Below are 18,531 nucleotides of genomic sequence, written 5' to 3'. Positions count from 1 at the left end.
TATTTTTTACTACTTATTTTTTTGTTGGTTTATGGCCAGATCACTCCGGATTGTTTAGGGCTTGTCCATGGTTTTCCTGCAGCACTTGTTCCCGGATGGGCGGCAAGACATTCACTTACCCATGTGGCACCCACGGCGTGAGATTTTACTTTTTTTACGGAACAATAAGTAGTTCCGAAGTTATCTTTATACAGCTGATAGTTAGGATAAGCTCCTTTACCGACTAGTTCTTCATCACTAATAAGTACAACGTCATCATTCACTTCTGCCGGATAATCCACAACCGCACCCAGAACCCATGCTATGGAATCTCTGTTGTTACCAGCCACCAGACTTGGCGGAGGACTGAGTGTAATTTTGATTGATGATTTTGAATGATCTACTGAGAAGGAAGAAGAATAAGTAGATTCTTTAACACTTGCCAGCGGAATTCCCAAGAAAGAAAGCGTAGCCGAAGAAGACTGTTCAAAGGTTTTCTGAATACTTTTATAATCTTCACCCGTTACCGTGATTTCTACAGTAGGATAATTGGAAATTGCTACTCCGTTCAGTAATCCGAAAGGCCCTTCTGGTCCGAATTTCATCCCCGGATCCGGAGAAAACTTATATCCTGAGATATGCTTTTCTTCCTCTTTGTCTCTGCTGTTGATCTGTGCTTTACGGATCGGGTCAAACCATGCCCAGTACATATTGCTGGCAATATTAAAGTCTTTTGGTCCAAAGTTCACAAGAGTAACCCCTGTAAACATCATTGATATTTTGATAGAGTTTTTGCTTATCGCAATATCTTCACTGAAATAATTGGCATTCCCTCCAATTCCCAGGGTAAAGAAATCAAAGATAGGAATAGAAAAACCCGTTTTCCCTTCTACGGAAACCCGGAAACGGCTTTCGGATTCACGGCTTACCTCCATGTCGATCTGAGCGGTCTGAGAAGTATTTTTAAGGCCGTTTAAAATTTCGTTGAGCGGAGTGGTCACCTCGAAAGCGGGTAAAACACTGTCGTCATTCAGGAGCAGTCCGCCGTTTTCTTTTTTAGGATTCTGTACATTCTTCAATGCTTTGGACAGGTAGCCATTATTCATTGTCACATTATTCTGTAAAGATATTGTGGCGCCCAACGCATCCAGATAATTGGCTAAGACAGGGATAATAGGTTTACCGCTTGCCGGTGTCTTATTCAGTAACGCATCAAGGTTATCACTCTTCTGAATCTGGTACAAAGTAGTGGAAGGATTAGCCCATTCTGTAGCAATTTTATCCATAATGATATCAATAGGCTGCATGGTATCCGTAGCTGGAGGAAGCGTATTATAAGCCGCTACCCAGGCATTAAGTAAAGCCATTTGCTGATCTGTAGCCCTTGTATGGGCATCATTCAGTACAGCCGTATCTTCTACTGATAAGGAATAATTGACTTTTGAGAAAGCATCAATAAAGTAATTGGTAAATACCTGATCAAGCTGTACCGGCTCAGTATTGGCTCTAAGATTGGAAGAGATCCAGTCGTAAGTTTTTTTATTAAACTTCAGGTTAGACGGATTCTGCCAGTAATAAGGGAAATTTCCTTTTCCATTAATAGTGATTGCAGACAGGTCTGTACTTAAAACACTGGAAAGAATATCATTGGCTCTGTCTTTCAGTTCTGTAATAATTTGTGATGCTTCCACAAAGGGAGCAACATTTTCTGGATTTTTCATGATTAAAATATTTGATATGGTTCCTACTCTTTTCCTGGCTTTTCGGATGCTGCCGTTGTTCAGGGTTTTGAAGCTTCTTTTGAACATACCAAAGTAACGGCGAAAAAAGAGTGAATTTTAAGGTATAAATTTCCGATTTTGAAGCCCAGTATTTGTACTGGAGTTTACAGGCATTTGTACGTGTAAAGAACCATACATAATATTAACCATAAAAATCGGGGAAATCTGTGTCATCCGTTGGAAAAGAAAACCACAAAACCACAATCGTTTTTTACAAACAGGTCATATAAACTGAAAGCATCATTATATTCAATGATGCTTTCAGTTTTAAGATGTTAAATATCAATAATTTACCCAATAAAAAGCAAATCAATCTTTAAAGTGATAAAGGAAAATCACATCCCCTGTATAGGCGGGTTTTACATGGTCTTTAATTAGGAGTCTGGCCTCCACGACTGCTTTAACAGTACCTCTAAGATCAGTCACGGATTTTACGGTTGCCTGCAGTTTTACATCACTATTTACCGGAACTGCTTCTCCAAACTTAAGGTTTTCTATTCCGTAATTGATTTCCATTTTTACATTTCTCACATCTGCAATCTGTTTCCAGAGATAAGGAATCAAAGACACTGTTAAGTATCCATGAGCAATGGTTGAGTGAAAAGGACCTTCTCTCTCTGCTTTTTCCTGATCCGTATGTATCCATTGATGATCAAGGGTTGCATCTGCAAATCTATTGATCTGATCCTGACTTATTGTATGCCAGGCAGAATCTCCCAACATCTGTCCTTCAAGAGACTTATACTCATTAAAATTATTAATAATAATCATATCCTTTCTACACCCTTTTTAGGGATTAAAATATGTTCAGCTCAATCATCACTATAGTAAGTGGATATCAGGTCTGCATATTTATTTTCCGGGCTTCTGTCTTAATCTGTCAATATTCAGACCAATTGCCGCCTTCTTTTATTAAATTCCTGAAAAACCTCTTACCTAAAAAGTAAGAGGCTTATGAACATAATGAAAATAAAAATAATCTACATTACATCAATGTTCTTTCAAACAAAGTATCCAGATACTGAAGTTTCATGGATTTTGAATGGAAAAAATATAAAAATATGAGACTAATATGACAATGAATGCTATTATAACATATTCGCAATTGAGGTTTTTATTATGTCAACTTTACGTTAACAGCATTTAACCCTTTATCGCTTTTTTGTACATCAAAAATTACTTTATCATTTTCACGGATCAATCTTGTGTTTAATCCTGAAGAATGTACAAATATATCTTTACTTCCGTCTGTTGGAGTAATAAAACCGAAGCCCTTTGCTTCATTGAAAAATTTTACGGTGCCTTCTTGCATTGTAATTATTATTAAAAAATTGTTTATTATGATCTGTAAACGCTACAGATTTTATTTATGATATTCTGGCAGGCATTGTGCTTCCCACCAGCGGTTGAATATTTTTAAGGTCCGGACGCTTCACCGTCTGCTGTATTGAAGAAGCCGGATTTGCAATAATCTCTACAGGATTATTCAGGATTGTTTTGGCAAAATATTTTAAACTTCCCGGCATTGTAGCAGAAAAAATCAAATTTTGTCTTCTATGAGAAACCAGATTCAATATTTTTTTTATATGATTAATGAATCCCATATCAAGCATTTTATCTGCATCATCTAAAACAAATAACTCAATTTTAGAAAGATCAATATGTCTCTGATTTTCTACATCAAGCAGTCCTCCAGGTGTTGCCACAAGAACATCTACTCTTTTTCTCAGTGCAGCAAGCTGGCTTCCAATGGAAACCCCTTCATAAATGGAAAGCTGGGATAATGGTAAATACTTGCTGTAGATTTTAAAATTCTCTTCTATCTGTATTGCCAGTTCCTGAGTTGGGGTAAGTATTAAAGTCCGTATTTCTTTATGATCTGGAGTTTGTCTTTTCAGCAGCTGTAAAATGGGCATAGCAAAGGCAGCTGTTTTCCCGGCACCTGTTTGTGCAGACGCTGCAATATCTCTTCCTGCTAAAATATGCGGAATTGCAGAATACTGTATCTCAGTAGGTCTGGAATATCCGGCTTCTGTTACTGCACGGATAATAGGATTAATTAGATTTAAATTTTTAAAATTCATTATAAATTCCGGTTTTTTCCCGGTATTTTACAAACAAATCTGTTGATCAGAATTTGAATTGGTCTATTATAATGATAAACAAAAGAGTATTCTTTTCTGCTCATCTTTTTCTTGCCTCAGCTACAATAATATTCTTAAATATATTACTGATACCCGGCAATAACGCATCGCTCTTATCTACAATAGAACTTTACAATCTCGTATTCTCTTTATGAAAACAAAGACTATAAATTGGTAGCTGAAAAAGCAAAACTGAAAGAAAAAAGTGATTTTAAACTATGACAGAATAGCAAAGGCAGTGACCTGTTTTATAAATGTTCTGCAAACCTACGATAAAAAAACCGAATACTACTTTATTTAATTAACTGATTATCAAAAATTTATTCGTACCTTCCGAAAATTAACCGAATTATTTGCTGACGCGGATGATTTTAAACTCCGGAATATGCAAGCTTCCTCCGCCATACCCAGCCCTTCTCCCCAAACATTAGAATCACATACAGGCCCTCATGTAAGAATTGCTTATTTCATCATGATACATCACAGACCTGAAATATTTAAAAAGATGTTTCAGAAGATCTATACAAGGGATCAGTTTTATCTTATCCATATTGATAAAAAAGCGAAACAAGATTTCATTGAAGAAATACAGCTTTATATCGTTCATTTTCCAAATGTCTATATTCTGGACAGTATGAATATAGTTTCGGGAGGCTTCAACATCGTTCAGGCAGAATTGAACGCTATGGAATTCCTCCTCAATGTTAGCAAAGAATGGGATTATTTTATTAATCTGAGCGGTGAAGATTATCCGCTGAAGTCACAAAATATTATCCGTAAATTTCTTACCGCCAATAAAGGCAGGAATTATCTTTTTTATTATGATCAGAAGTTTTACAGACCTGATACCCTGCAAAGAATACAAAATCACTTTACAGAATTGGCTTATGTAATCTCATCTCTCATCTACAAAAGATCTTTTATGAAAAATGTAATCCCTTATATAGGGGGCAAATGGTTCATTTTCACAAGAGAAACATGCTTATTTTTAACCAACAACAAAACGGTAATGGATTTTGAAGACTATTATCTTCATACTTTTTTACCTGCAGAATCATTTTTTCAGACGGTTCTTATGAATACATCATTCAGTGATATTATTATCAATGATGATAAAAGAGCGGTACTTGAGACCTCTCTCTTTCAAAATACACAGAATACATTCAACTACATTCAGTCTTTAAAATCCGGGAATCAGCTTTTCATCAGAAAGGTCAATAAAAAAACAGATGAAAGTATCACAAAATATATTGAAGACAGCTATCTCACTCCCCTTCCCTATGTGAATGAGATCGAAAGAGAACTGAAAAGAGATAACCGTCAAAACAACTGATTTCAAAAGTTTGAGTACCAATACACAATAAAAAAACCTGTTTAAAAGATCTATAAAAATAATGCGATCTGTTTTCTGCCCCAAGATAATCCATTACTTAAAAGGTAAGCTACTGATTTCTTATTAACATGTATAGTCAACTGAAATGACAGGATATCCTGTCTTGATCATGAATAATATACGACATCAACAAACAGCAGAAAAAGAATCTCCATATCTGAAAATCAATATCATATACAAAAAAAATTATTATTATTAAACGTATTTATAAATTTACTTATATGTTTTTTTAAAAAAACAAAAATTTATCTTTTAATTTGTTTTAGAGAATTTTTAGTAACCCTTAAAACAATTCTAAAATGAAAAAAAATTTAACTCTTATGACTATGTTGATTTTTGGATTCGGTTTTTCCCAAGTTGGCATTAATAATACGAGTCCGCAATCAACTTTAGACATAAAAAGTAAAGGCAATACAGCAGCCACTAAAGCATTAAGTGTAACTAATTCAGGTAACACTGAAATAATTACTTTATCCGACATTGGAAATTTAGGTGTTTCAGTCTCTTCTCCACAAAAAAAAATGGATATTGATGCAGGTAATGATGCTATCAGAATAAGAAATCTGGCAAGTACATCAGCGGTAAACTCAGACGGAACTGTCAGAATACTTGTTTATGATACATCTAATGGAAATATTAATTATAGATTGGGCAAGCAGGTTCAGTCAGTCACCCTTAATAATAACGAATCAGCTACTATAACAGATATTACAGGAGGTGTTAATGGGACATTGCTGATAAGATCAGCCGTTAACAGTGTAGCTCCAGGTGCTAATATGACTGCAACATTCAATTATGCCCGAAGAGGTCTTGGGCTACTAGGAGTTGCATCCGATATTACTCCTGCTCCTACCAGCACCCGTGCAGACGCGGGCGATGGTGTAGGTGTTTTATACACTGTAACAGGTTCACTTATCAGTTTCAGTATAACAAAACCTTCCGCCAATACAATTACTATAACTAATCTAAGTGGAGTACAGAGAGGGTTTACAATATCAACTGAGGCATTATAATAAAAAATAGCCAGCAAGAATGATAGTCCTCTAAAAGATGAGTCTTCAAAAAGTGTAAGTTTATTAGCTATACAATTTTTGATGCTTGTCTTTTTTACATTAAATATATTCCTTTACAGTTTGCTTATTTTCCATTGCACCCATTTTATAATAAGATATATTGGCCAAAAAAGTTTCATACTTTAGATATTTTTGGTTTGACTCCTGGAAATCTTCCGAAATATGTACTTTGACATTATAATTTTTATTTTACTAAAAAAATTCACACATAGGTAAATTTTACACACAAATTAATAAATTTAATTTACTATTATTAACCGAATTTATAAATCCGCTTATATATATTTTTTCACATAATGAATTATAATTTAAATTGCATTAATAAAGTATTTACAGTAACCCTTTAAAATAATTCTGAAATGAAAAAAAATTTAACTGTGCTGAATATATTATTTTGCAGCATGCTTTTCTCCCAGGTAGGTATCAATACAAACACTCCTAAATCTACTCTAGATGTGGTTGGAAAACCATCTGACCCTTCCATATTTGATGGAATTATTGCTCCAAGAATTACAGGAGCAGATCTTAAAACAAAAACATACACTGCACAACAAACCGGAGCGCTGGTATATGTTACAGCAGCTGACCCTTCTCCTTCCGGACAAACAGTGGATGTTGTTTCTTTGGGATATTATTATTTTAATGGTGATGCTACCATCAATAAATGGATCAAAATCGCAGCCGGCCCCTTCGATCAGACCAATGATGAATGGACCAATGTTCCTTCAGGCAGTAAAATTGAAATAGGGAAACTTTCAGACGGCACAACATCCAGACCTGCGGGCACTGAATTTATAGTGGCAGATAATGGGAGAACCAGTATCGGCTCCGCTGACAACAGTGCAATGGTTACCATCAATACAGTAAATACCAATTCGATTCTTAAACTGATCGGGCTGAGCAATAGCAATAACAAAACAGCTTCATCCATCAATTACAATAGAACGTTCCCCTTGCATGCTGACAATAATGGAAACATCTTTTCCAAGTTCAGTATAACGTCAGGCAGCACTACTGCGCTCACGTTTGATGGTAATTATACAAGTACCCCTACTGCTCAGACTTTAGTAGCCACTAACCAGGGATCAATTGTAAAATTCACCGTTCACTCAGGATTTGCATTTGGTGTTCCAGGCTCTGGTGCTGTAGTGTATGGTGAAGTTGTATGGTCTCCTACTAATAAATTCCAATGCAGGTATTATGGATCGGCACCAGGAACAGGAACCAACAACCTTACCGTAAGCGGTGAAGGTACAGATATTCTTACTTTTGATTTTGATCTTGGTGTAGACTTTATTCTTGAAAAAACAGCTGCAGGTATTACCTACAGAAATACAAGTCCATCCACCAATATAGGCTTTAGTATTTACGACAGCTTCAGATCACGATAAACAGCATATAAAATATTTTTGATAGTCCGTTTATCAACCTAAGGCTTCGGCAGGCTCAGTCTTACATCACTAAAAATCAAGCATTTAGTGTTAGAATTATCATACTAAGCTTGTCGAAGCGTCTATTCTAAATCTTTGATTTTCAGATTAAACCACATATTAGGTTATTTGCGGATATTCAAAAAAATCTTAAATAAAAGAGGTCTTAAATTTTTCAATTTAAGACCTCTTTTATTGGTAAGCGTGATCTGAATATTTTATTCTGCGGAATTTATAACTTTCATTTCTTCTATCGGATCAGGCATCTCCCTTTTAAGTAGGGAATTGATGAATTCTGATGGAGTCATATTTTCAAACTGTTTAAATGTTTTATTAAATGTAGACTGATGTCTGAAACCGGCTGAAGTATAAATATACATCAAGGTGTACCGGTTATAATTATTATCTTTTTTCAATTCTTCTTTAATATAATTGATCCTGTAGCTATTTACAAAAGTTTTAAAATTCATTCCCGTATTGATATTGATAGCTCTGGAAATATAGGTTGTATTCGTATTAAGGCTCTCTGCAAGGTCCTGAGCCAAAAAATCAGGGTCTTTCCACGGCTCGCTTTTAAAATGATCAATAATCTGTTCATACAGTGCTGTATAAGTTTCATTTATAGCAGCTGTATAATCTTCCTCATCTAAAGTAGTATCATTTTTATGCATAATACTACTATTCCTCAAATAAATTTTAACCTTTTCATTTGAAATCAGAATATTATAATAGAGAAGAAATATTCCTATAATAAAAAAGGTAGAAATAATTTTTATTGTCCCTACATAAGCACTATAATGAACCTGCAGAACATCGGGATAATAATGTTCCGGGAGTGAGACTATAGTCAAAAAGGACAACATTATAGTAACAATGCAGTATATAACTGTCTTGAAACTATAAAAATTATAAATTCCAAAAGGAATTAAAAGAATAAATACAGAAACCTCAGGAGTATTTTTCAAGAAAGCAAAAATCAGAATGTTCAAAAGGGTTATATGAACCACAATATAGTAGGTAATCAGATATCTGAGAATAAAATAATCCAGTTTATAAACCACCACAGTGACCAATATAAGAAAAAGTGTAAAGCTGAACATCACCATCGCAATATTGGTATTTCCTTCAAAATAGAAGAAAGTTTCATGAATGAGTAATACGGTTACTAATATTAAATTATAATGAAGAATATATCTTTTGAAAAGATTATTCAGGGAAGACATATTGTGATCTTCATTTTCTTTGATACCATTTAATTTCATCATGAGTATAACGCTTATGTTTTATACTAAATTAATCATTTTTCAACCTATAATAAATTATTCATAGAATATTTTCATAAATCAACTTAATTAAGTTACTAATATATAGAAATTTACTTTAATTCAAACACCTTTATAAACATTATCAATTTATCATATTCAGTTTATTATTCCGTCTATATTTGCGCAGACAATAAGTTTGTGAATACAAGTATTAATCGTTCATAATAACCATTATCGTTAAACACACAAAAAAAAAAGTCAAAAAATGAAAAAAAAGATTTTACTGCAGATGGCACTGTTTTTTACATGCACAACTTTACTTGCACAGGTAGGAATTAATACATCTACTCCATTGGAAGCATTCCATATTGATGCAGCAAAAGATAACCCTTCATCAGGTAGTCCGACATCAACGCAGCAAGCCAATGATTTTGTTATGACCGCCAACGGATCTGTAGGAATAGGGACTATTTCACCTGATTCTTCTGCAAAGCTTGATATAAGCACATCCAGCCAGGGATTTCTTCCTCCAAGAGTAGATCTTACTTCCTACACAATGGATCTGGACGGCATAAGCGGCCAGGCAACCGGTCTTCTTGTCTACAATATAGGGACAAATCTCTCGCCCGGATATTATTACTGGGACGGAACAGGATGGAGAAGGTTCAGTCTAGGAGCGGGAATTACTCAAAATATTACCTTTGTTACCGGAAGCAGGACCTCTTCCAATCCGTATATTGTACAGGATAGTGATTATTATGTTTTTATAAGACTGTCCGGTACCATCTCAGGGCCTACCAATTCCGGATCTGCTCCGGATTTTATCAATACGAATTATAATATTCAGTTACCGAATCCTGAGCTTTTCCCCGGGCGTGAACTTTATCTGATTAATGATTCCGATGGTGCAAACGGAACAGCTTCAGGGTTACATGCATATACCAATTATCCTATTTACGGAACATATATCAACGGGATAAGTAATAACTATACAACAGGTAACGGAGGCGATTACCGAATACAAGAGAACTATCCTAAAGTAAAAATAGTAAGTGACGGCGTTAGGTGGATCGCTGTACAGGTTACTATTGTATAATAAGATCAAAATAAAGACGGTCCAATAAGCTTTTGTTCCTGTCTTCCTTATATAAGATATCTTAAAGAAGTATTTTTTTATACCCCACAGCTTCAAAAACACAAATGCCTAAATATAGTCCGGGATAATATTGATCCCGGACTGATTTTATGCAAAGTTAAGACCGGATTCAACTGTCAGGACACTTCTGAATGTCTTTGAAAACCGGATACTGCTTTTACCAAAATGATAATTAATTTAATTTCAGATTTGCTTTCTGAACAAAGTCATTCCATTGCAGATTCAGGTAATCAACAGCTTTCTTTTTCTCATTATCATTCAAAGAAGAATAAGTAATGGAATTGAAGACCAGCTTCTTCAGGGCTTTCACATCCAGTTCCCAATAGACCAGTGTAACCCAAAAATCATAGCTCAAACCTATATATCCATACACTGATGGATCATCACTGTTGATGGAACATTGTACTCCATTACTTAATAATACTCTTGCCGGATGATTTCTCAGATCACTTACATATCCTAAGATCTGATTACTGAGTGGGCTTACTTCCACCAGTTTATTTTGTTTTCTGACCTGTTCCATTGTTTTTGGGAAGTAAATCAGATTCAGTCCGTGGCCAATTCTTTTATTGTTCAGCAGCACTACATCCAGAATATTTTTATTCAGAATAGAATTGCTTTCGCCGGCATGAAGGAAAAGAGGCAGTTCCACTTTGTACTTTTTACTAAGTCCGCTCATTTTGGCCCAGCTTTTCTCAAAAAAACTGATATTATGCCCAGCCGCTTCATCTGCCACAAGATCAAAGCCTGAGATCATATCCGGAAATTCTTTCTTCATTTCGAATGCCGTTTCCAGCTGTTTTTCAATACTTTCATTATCTAAGAATTTAAAGCTTGAATAGATCAGTTTCAGAGTAAACCGGGGATCTGATTGGTGTACTTCTTTAAGAATGTCCTGCAGATCTGTGATGGAAGTTTTCAAAGGATACTTTCCATGCTGAAAATCATAAAGCTCATCAAAAATATATCTGATTTCTACATGCTGTACTTTATCTTTTACTAAATCCTGAAATCCTTTCAGATAATATTCTTTAAAGAAAGGACGGTAGGGAAGCAGTAAACTGATACGCTTAAAACGTTTTTCAAATTCAATCCAATAATCTGTATAAGAGCAAAGGTTATCACGTTTCAGCGTAAGAAGATCCTGAAGTTTTTTTTCAAAGTCAGGGTTTGAAGTGAGTTTTTTATCAAGGTTTACAAATCCGTCCGGAATTTTTCCTTTTTCAAAAAATCCCAGCTGTCCGGAAATAAACTGATCATTATCTTTCTGATCGTAAACATAGCATTCCTGGTATTTTCTGGCTGTTGAAATAATCCATTTCACATCTGTAATTCCACCGCTGTGGGTATGGAGCAGACCTCCTTTCGGCATTGTCTGAAGGATTTCAAACAGCTTGCTGCTTTCTATTAATGGTTTTAACTCATTAAAAGAGCTGTTATATAAAGATATTTTCTTTGCTTCGGAATCACTCAGAAACTGTTCACGAAGCTGGAATAGTTTTTTATCCAAAGCGATTTCCGCATCGGACAATTTTATATCAGCATCAAACGCCATTGCTGCATTTTCTGTCTCTGACAGTGTCAGGCTTTGCTGATAAGCAGATTTTTCAGTCACTTTACTTTGGCCCCAGAATAAGGGTGCCCCAAAAAGTGATATATAAATAAGGTATTTTTTCATCATAATAAATATAAATATTGGAGGAGTTTTTTGTACTATCGGTTATGCATTAACCTTTAAAAGTAGCTTTTTACAGCAAAAATTGTGCAAAATAAAGCTAATTCAAAAAAAGATTAATTTTTATATTGAAAAACTTTACAATATTCACTTTCCTTATATGTTTCGGGTCTATCTTCTTCCTAGCCAAAAAGGAAAATCAGGGAAACAGATCTATTTTTTAGTCAACAAACTACTTTTAACACTTTTTTAATCTTCAACGGTTGCACTTATTTTGAAGTTTACCTACCTTTGTCACTGGGATGCGGAAAAGATTTTATCAATATTTGTACAGTTTGTTATTTGCTATGCTTACCATTGTAGGATGGTATTACGGGCAAATTCAACAGTATATTTCAACGGATATTCCTTCCGATATTCATTTTACCACTGATCTTCTTATTCATAAGAAAAAGAGCTTCAAAGAATCTTTTGCATTTCTTAAAAATAATGAAGCCAATGACACTTACAATGTCAGCCATCCGCGATACAACAAAATCAGAGCTAATCTTTCTGAAAATGACAATGAAAATGACGACAATGTAGAAACCTCAGGTTCTACCCAGCTTCTTGCCCTTTTTAAAGATGGTTTATGGCATCTCATTTCAGGCTTTGTTACTACATTTCACAACAGACAAATTGCTGTTTCTCTTGCTCAATCAGAAAATTTAAAAACCTTAGACGATGATCTGTACATCCAGTACAGGGTCATCCGACTGTGATTTTATACTAATTTTTTCGAAAATCTTATCTGTTTTCATACTCTGCTATGAGAGCCGGTAACTCTATTTTTTCAATTATAAATTATTATAAAAACAATATTTATCATGGTCAAGAAAAGTCTCATGTATATCAACTTGTGCCTTATTCTCCTGTTTGTAGGCTGTCAATCTGAAAAAAAGGAAAAAACAGAAGCAGCTTCATTCAACGTTACAAGCCCTCTTATAAAAGATACATTGGTGAACAAAGATTATGTTGCGCAAATCCGTTCCATTAATCATATTGAGCTTCGAGCTCAGGAAAAAGGATACATCCAGTCTATTTATGCAGATGAAGGGCAGTTTGTACAAAAAGGACAGCTGTTGTTCAAAATCATGCCCAATCTTTATGAATCTGATGTAAACCGTGCCAAAGCGGAAACCAAATACGCAGAAATTGAATATCAGAATACCAAAAACCTTTCCGACAAAAACATCGTTGCTCCCCAGGAAATGGCTATGGCCAAAGCAAGATATGAAAAAGCCCAGGCCGAGCTTTCTTCAATGAATACCCATTTGAGATTCACAGAAATCCGTGCTCCGTTTGCCGGAATTGTAGGAAAATTACATGTGCGTAAAGGAAGCCTTGTAGATGAAGGTGAATTGGTAACTGAACTTTCAGACAACAGCAAAATGTGGGTATACTTCAATGTTCCTGAAACTGAATATCTTAATCAGATGGATGCGAAAAAAGATAACAATCCATTGCATGTACGTTTAAGAATGGCCAATGGCAAAGAGTTTACCCAAGATGGTATCGTACAGACCATAGAGTCTGATTTTGACAATGAAACAGGAAATATCGCTTACAGGGCTACTTTCCCGAATCCAAAAGGCCTGTTAAGATATGGAGAAACCGGAAACATTGTTATTACTTCCCCTTATTCCAATGCGATGATGATTCCACAGAAAGCTACTTTCGAAGAGCTGGAAAAGAAATATGTCTATGTGATTGGTAAAGATGGCAAAGTACATGCAAGAGAAATAAAAGTAGCTGCCGAATTACCTCACATTTATGTAGTTTCTTCAGGAATTGGAAAGGATGACAGAATCCTGCTTGAGGGTCTTAGAATGGTTCAGGAAAACCAGAAGATCAGCTCAAAGTACCAAAAGCCTGAAAAAGTAATGTCGAATCTGGATCTGTACGCCGAGTAACCCAAAAGCAGCATTATGTTTAAAAAAGTAATACACCGACCGGTTTTCGCCATTGTGATATCGGTTGTGATCCTGTTTATGGGAGGTATCGCCATGAAGCAGCTTCCTACAGAACAGTTTCCAAAAATTGCCCCAACCACAGTAGCTGTTTCTATTGCCTATCCGGGAGCGAGTGCAGATGTATTGGTAAAATCATCTTTGATTACGATTGAAAATGCTATCAATGGAGTTCAGGGAATGCGTTACATCACTACTGATGCCACCAGTGCCGGAGAAGCTACGGTAAACGTTGTCTTTGATCCCGGAACCGATCCCAATGAAGCGGTGGTTCTGGTAAAAACCAGAGTAGATCAGGTAATGCCTTTATTACCGGAACTTGTACAGAAAGAAGGAGTTGTAGTAAACCCGATTCAGCCAAGTATGCTGATGTACGTAAACCTTTACAGTACGAATAAAAGTATGGATGAAAAATTCCTGTATAACTACTCTATGGTGAATATCATCCCGGAAATTAACCGTATCCACGGGATTGCAAAATCTCAGATTCTGGGAAGCCGTAGATATGCCATGCGTATCTGGCTGAATCCTGACCGTATGCGTGCTTACTCTATTTCTGTAGATGAGGTGATGAAAGCCATTGGCGAACAGAGCATCATCGGACGTCCGGGAAGGATCGGGCAAAGTTCAGGAATTGCAGCACAGTCACTGGAATATGTATTGACGTATAAAGGACAATATAATAAACCGGAAGAATATGAAAACATCATTGTCCGTTCCAATGCTGAAGGAGAAAATGTGAAGCTGAAAGATATTGCCAAAGTAGAGCTTGGAAGTGAATTCTTTGATATTTATTCCAATCTTGACGGCCATCCTTCAGCTTCTATCGTTTTAAAACAAAACTACGGAAGTAATGCGAATGACGTGATCAGGGATGTGAAAGCAAAACTGGCAGAAATGAAAGGAAACTTCCCTCCGGGTGTTGATTACAAAATCAGTTATGACGTATCCCAATTCCTGGATGCTTCTATTGAACAGGTAATGCACACGTTGAGAGATGCATTTATCCTTGTAGCCATCGTTGTTTTCATTTTCCTTGGAGACTGGCGTTCTACTTTGATTCCTATTATTGCCGTACCGGTTTCCCTGATCGGAACTTTCTTTGTCATTCAGTTCTTCGGATTAACCATCAATTTGGTTACTCTTTTCGCATTGGTATTGGCCATCGGTATTGTGGTTGATAACGCGATTGTAGTAATAGAAGCCGTTCACGCCAAAATGGAAGACAGTAATATTTCGCCTTACAAAGCCGTAAAAGAAGTAATGGGTGAAATTGCAGGTGCTATTATTGCTATTACGGCCGTGATGGTAGCTGTGTTCATTCCTATTTCATTTATGACAGGTCCGGTGGGAACTTTCTATCGTCAGTTTTCTATTACCATGGCAAGTTCTATTGTGATTTCTGCGGTAGTAGCCCTTACTCTGACTCCGGTTTTAGCTGCAATGCTATTGAAAAACCATCATGGAAAACCTAAGAAAGTCAATATTTTCACCAAAGCTTTAGACTCTTTTAACAGCGGATTTGATAAAATAACAGGAAAATATGCTTCATTCCTCAGAAAAATCGTAAGCCGAAAAGTAGTAACATGGGGAATTCTGATTGCTTTCTGTGCCGGAATTGTGATGATCAATAAAGTACTTCCGGGCGGGTTTATCCCGAATGAAGACCAAGGAACTATCTATGCTATTATCCAGACTCCTCCGGGTTCTACCCTTGAACAGACGAATAAGGTTTCCAGAACATTGCAGAAAATCTGTATGGGTGTAGATGGTGTGGAATCTGTATCATCGTTGGCAGGATACGAAATCATGACGGAAGGCCGTGGTTCGAATGCAGGAACCTGTCTGATTAACCTTAAAAGCTGGAACGACCGTGATCATTCTGTAAAGGAAATTATGGAAGAGCTGGAAGAAAAATCAAAAGACCTCGGAGCTACCATTGAGTTCTTTGAACCGCCGGCGGTTCCGGGATTCGGATCTTCGGGAGGTTTCTCTATGAGGCTTCTTGACCTTAACAGAACGACTGATTATCAGGAATTTGACAAAGCCAATAAAGATTTCATCGCCCAGCTTAAAAAGCGTAAGGAACTTTCAGGAGTCTTCACCTTCTTTGCGGCTAATTATCCACAGTATGAACTGGTTTTTGATAATAATGCAGCGATGCAGAAAGGAGTTTCTATCGGAAAAGCGATGGACAACCTCAACATTCTGATCGGTAGTACCTATGAACAGGGCTTTATCCGTTTCGGACAGTTCTTTAAAGTATATGTACAATCGTCTCCGGAATTCAGAAGGCTTCCTACGGATATTATGAATCTGTATGTGAAAAATGACCGTGATGAAATGGTTCCTTATTCCGCATTCATGACCATGAAAAAGACTCAGGGACCTAACGAAATTACGCGTTACAACATGTACAATTCCGCAGCAATCCGTGGACTTCCGGCTGCAGGGTATACTACTGCTGATGCTATTCAGGCTATCAACGAAACGGCTGCCAAAACACTTCCTCACGGATACAAAGTGGCATGGGAAGGATTGTCTTATGACGAGGCACAGCGTGGTAATGAAGCCATCTATGTATTCCTTGTTGTTCTGGTATTTGTATATCTGGTTCTGGCCGCTCAGTATGAAAGTTTTCTTATTCCGTTTGCTGTTCTTTGTTCACTTCCGGTGGGAGTATTCGGGTCTTTCTTATTATTAAAAGCAATGGGTCTGGAAAATGACATCTATGCACAGGTTGGATTGATCATGATTATCGGATTACTGGGTAAAAACGCGGTACTTATTGTAGAATTTGCCGTGAAAAGACGCCAGGCAGGAGATTCTATCTTGGAAGCTGCTGTAGAAGGCTCCAAAGCCCGTTTCAGACCGATCCTGATGACTTCTTTTGCCTTTATTGCAGGATTGGTTCCGCTTGTTTTTGCAAGAGGTGCCGGAGCGATCGGAAACCATACCATTGGAGCATCCTCACTGGGAGGAATGCTGATAGGAACGCTATTCGGAGTGATTGTAATTCCGGGGCTCTACTACATATTTGCCAAATGGTCTGATGGTAAAAAAATGATCAAAGACGAAGATGAATCTCCATTAAGTGAAGACATGATCCATTATGAATAAAAGAAAAATATATCAATATACAGGTCTGGCAGTCGTCTTATTAAGTCTTACTGCCTGTAAACCTATAGAAATCGTACAGCGTACTGAAAATAAAACAGTCCCTGAAAAATACGGTTCTGCAGAAAACGACACCATCAATACAGGAAAAATGAAGTGGAATGAATACTTCAGTGATCCTCATCTTCAGGAGCTGATTAGTCAGGCCCTTCAGAATAACCAGGAACTGAATATTGTTCTTCAGGAAATTGAAATGTCTAAAAATGAAATCAAAGCCAAAAAAGGAGAATATCTTCCATCTGTAGGTTTAAAAGCCGGAGCTGGTGCAGACAAAGTAAGCCGATACACCAATATCGGGGCTATGGAAGCCAATACAGAAATAGAACCGGGCAGAGAAATGCCTGAACCTTTGTTTGACTTTGGCGTTGGCGCTCAGGCACAGTGGGAAACCGATATCTGGGGAAAGCTTCATAATGCCACAAGAGCACAGGTACAGCGGTATCTTGCCAGTATTGAAGGAAAGAACTTTATGACAACTCATCTTATTTCTGAGATTGCCGATTCTTATTATGAACTGCTGGCGCTGGATAATGAGCTTGTGATTCTGAATCAGAATATCAAAATTCAGAATGATGCGCTGGATATCATCAAAGAGTTAAAAAAGAATGCCAGATCCAATGAATTAGCTGTGCAGAGATTTGAAGCTCAGGTACTGAAAACTCAGGGCATGCAGTATGACATCCAGCAGAAGATTGTTGAAACTGAGAATAAGATCAACTATCTGGTGGGAAGATTTCCTCAACCAGTAGAAAGAAGTCAGGATTCTTTTGATTCTGTTGTTCCGCAAGCAGTGTATGGAGGAATTCCTTCCGAACTATTGGAAAACCGTCCGGATATCAAACAGGCTGAATATGAACTGGCTGCTGCCAAGCTTGACATTAAAGCAGCCAAAGCAAGGTTCTACCCTTCTCTTGATCTTTCTGCAGGAGTCGGATTACAGGCTTTTAATCCGTTGTATATCATCAAACCTCAGTCGTTTCTGTTTTCTCTTGCGGGAGAACTTACCGCTCCTCTGATCAACAGAAGAGCGATTAAAGCGGCTTATAATAATGCCAATGCCAAACAGATTCAGGCAGTGTATCATTATGAGCAGACTGTTTTGGGAGCTTATATTGAGGTAGCGAACCAGTTATCTAAAATTCATAATCTGGAAAGAAGTGTGAATATCAAAACGAAAGAAGTGAATGCTTTAACCAGGTCTATTGATATTTCCAACGATCTGTTCAAATATGCCCGTGCTGATTATATGGAAGTTTTACTGACTCAGCGGGATGCGCTGGAATCCAGATTTGAGCTGGTAGAAAAGAAAGTGAACCAACTTAAAGCGAGTGTTGCTGTTTACAGAGCTTTAGGTGGCGGCTGGGACCAGACACCTTTGGAAGTTCCGGATATTAAGAAAGAATAAATCCATATTTTAATCTTGTTTTCATAAGAAGTTTACCGAAAGGT

General features: G+C 36.7%; 14 protein-coding genes. 8 read left to right on the top strand and 6 right to left on the bottom strand.

Annotation, left to right across the window (positions count from 1 at the left end):
- Positions 1-29 precede the first annotated feature (29 nt).
- The 4 genes from BW946_RS07810 to BW946_RS07795 form a co-directional block, all read right to left on the bottom strand.
- Positions 30-1,700, bottom strand: a complete 1,671-nt coding sequence (locus tag BW946_RS07810; RefSeq protein ID WP_076595653.1) for a hypothetical protein — start codon at positions 1,698-1,700, stop codon at positions 30-32.
- Between the two features lie 369 nt (positions 1,701-2,069).
- Positions 2,070-2,531, bottom strand: coding sequence for a MaoC family dehydratase (locus tag BW946_RS07805; RefSeq protein WP_076595635.1), 462 nt, complete (start codon positions 2,529-2,531; stop codon positions 2,070-2,072).
- Between the two features lie 346 nt (positions 2,532-2,877).
- A complete protein-coding gene (locus BW946_RS07800) occupies positions 2,878-3,072 on the bottom strand; it encodes a cold-shock protein (RefSeq protein WP_076595634.1) in 195 nt (64 codons plus the stop codon).
- A 55-nt stretch (positions 3,073-3,127) separates the two neighbouring features.
- Positions 3,128-3,844, bottom strand: a complete 717-nt coding sequence (locus BW946_RS07795) for a DEAD/DEAH box helicase (protein ID WP_228402489.1) — start codon at positions 3,842-3,844, stop codon at positions 3,128-3,130.
- A 445-nt stretch (positions 3,845-4,289) separates the two neighbouring features.
- Here BW946_RS07795 and BW946_RS07790 point away from each other — a divergent pair, with 445 nt between their 5' ends.
- From BW946_RS07790 to BW946_RS07780, 3 genes are all read left to right on the top strand, one after another.
- On the top strand, positions 4,290-5,237 hold the full coding sequence (locus BW946_RS07790; protein WP_076595633.1) for a beta-1,6-N-acetylglucosaminyltransferase: 948 nt from the start codon (positions 4,290-4,292) through the stop codon (positions 5,235-5,237).
- A 380-nt stretch (positions 5,238-5,617) separates the two neighbouring features.
- On the top strand, positions 5,618-6,310 hold the full coding sequence (locus tag BW946_RS07785) for a hypothetical protein (protein WP_139325984.1): 693 nt from the start codon (positions 5,618-5,620) through the stop codon (positions 6,308-6,310).
- Positions 6,311-6,729: 419 nt separating this feature from the next.
- Positions 6,730-7,761, top strand: coding sequence for a hypothetical protein (locus tag BW946_RS07780; protein ID WP_139325983.1), 1,032 nt, complete (start codon positions 6,730-6,732; stop codon positions 7,759-7,761).
- Positions 7,762-8,018: 257 nt separating this feature from the next.
- Here the strand turns inward: BW946_RS07780 and BW946_RS07775 are convergent, their stop codons facing one another.
- Positions 8,019-9,065, bottom strand: coding sequence for a helix-turn-helix domain-containing protein (locus tag BW946_RS07775; RefSeq protein WP_083688807.1), 1,047 nt, complete (start codon positions 9,063-9,065; stop codon positions 8,019-8,021).
- Positions 9,066-9,330: 265 nt separating this feature from the next.
- Here BW946_RS07775 and BW946_RS07770 point away from each other — a divergent pair, with 265 nt between their 5' ends.
- Positions 9,331-10,161 carry a hypothetical protein gene (locus BW946_RS07770; RefSeq protein WP_076595629.1) on the top strand — a complete coding sequence of 277 codons (831 nt, stop codon included), beginning with the start codon at positions 9,331-9,333 and terminating at the stop codon, positions 10,159-10,161.
- Positions 10,162-10,393: 232 nt separating this feature from the next.
- Here the strand turns inward: BW946_RS07770 and BW946_RS07765 are convergent, their stop codons facing one another.
- A complete protein-coding gene (locus BW946_RS07765; protein ID WP_076595628.1) occupies positions 10,394-11,902 on the bottom strand; it encodes an amidohydrolase family protein in 1,509 nt (502 codons plus the stop codon).
- Positions 11,903-12,222: 320 nt separating this feature from the next.
- Here BW946_RS07765 and BW946_RS07760 point away from each other — a divergent pair, with 320 nt between their 5' ends.
- From BW946_RS07760 to BW946_RS07745, 4 genes are all read left to right on the top strand, one after another.
- Positions 12,223-12,657 (top strand): hypothetical protein, encoded by a 435-nt coding sequence (locus BW946_RS07760; protein ID WP_170872062.1) that lies wholly within the window; start codon positions 12,223-12,225, stop codon positions 12,655-12,657.
- 105 nt (positions 12,658-12,762) lie between these two features.
- Entirely contained in the window at positions 12,763-13,848 is a 1,086-nt protein-coding gene (locus BW946_RS07755) for an efflux RND transporter periplasmic adaptor subunit (RefSeq protein ID WP_076595626.1), read from the top strand.
- Positions 13,849-13,863: 15 nt separating this feature from the next.
- Entirely contained in the window at positions 13,864-17,025 is a 3,162-nt protein-coding gene (locus tag BW946_RS07750) for an efflux RND transporter permease subunit (RefSeq protein WP_076595625.1), read from the top strand.
- Entirely contained in the window at positions 17,018-18,487 is a 1,470-nt protein-coding gene (locus tag BW946_RS07745) for a TolC family protein (RefSeq protein WP_076595624.1), read from the top strand. Before BW946_RS07750 ends, BW946_RS07745 begins: the two co-directional genes overlap by 8 nt.
- Positions 18,488-18,531 lie beyond the last annotated feature (44 nt).

The organism is Chryseobacterium sp. RU33C, assembly GCF_900156015.1.
Taxonomy (GTDB): Bacteria; Bacteroidota; Bacteroidia; order Flavobacteriales; family Weeksellaceae; genus Chryseobacterium; species Chryseobacterium candidae.
The sequence above is the reverse complement of the archived record's forward strand: the minus strand, read 5'-3'. Positions and strand labels throughout refer to the sequence as shown.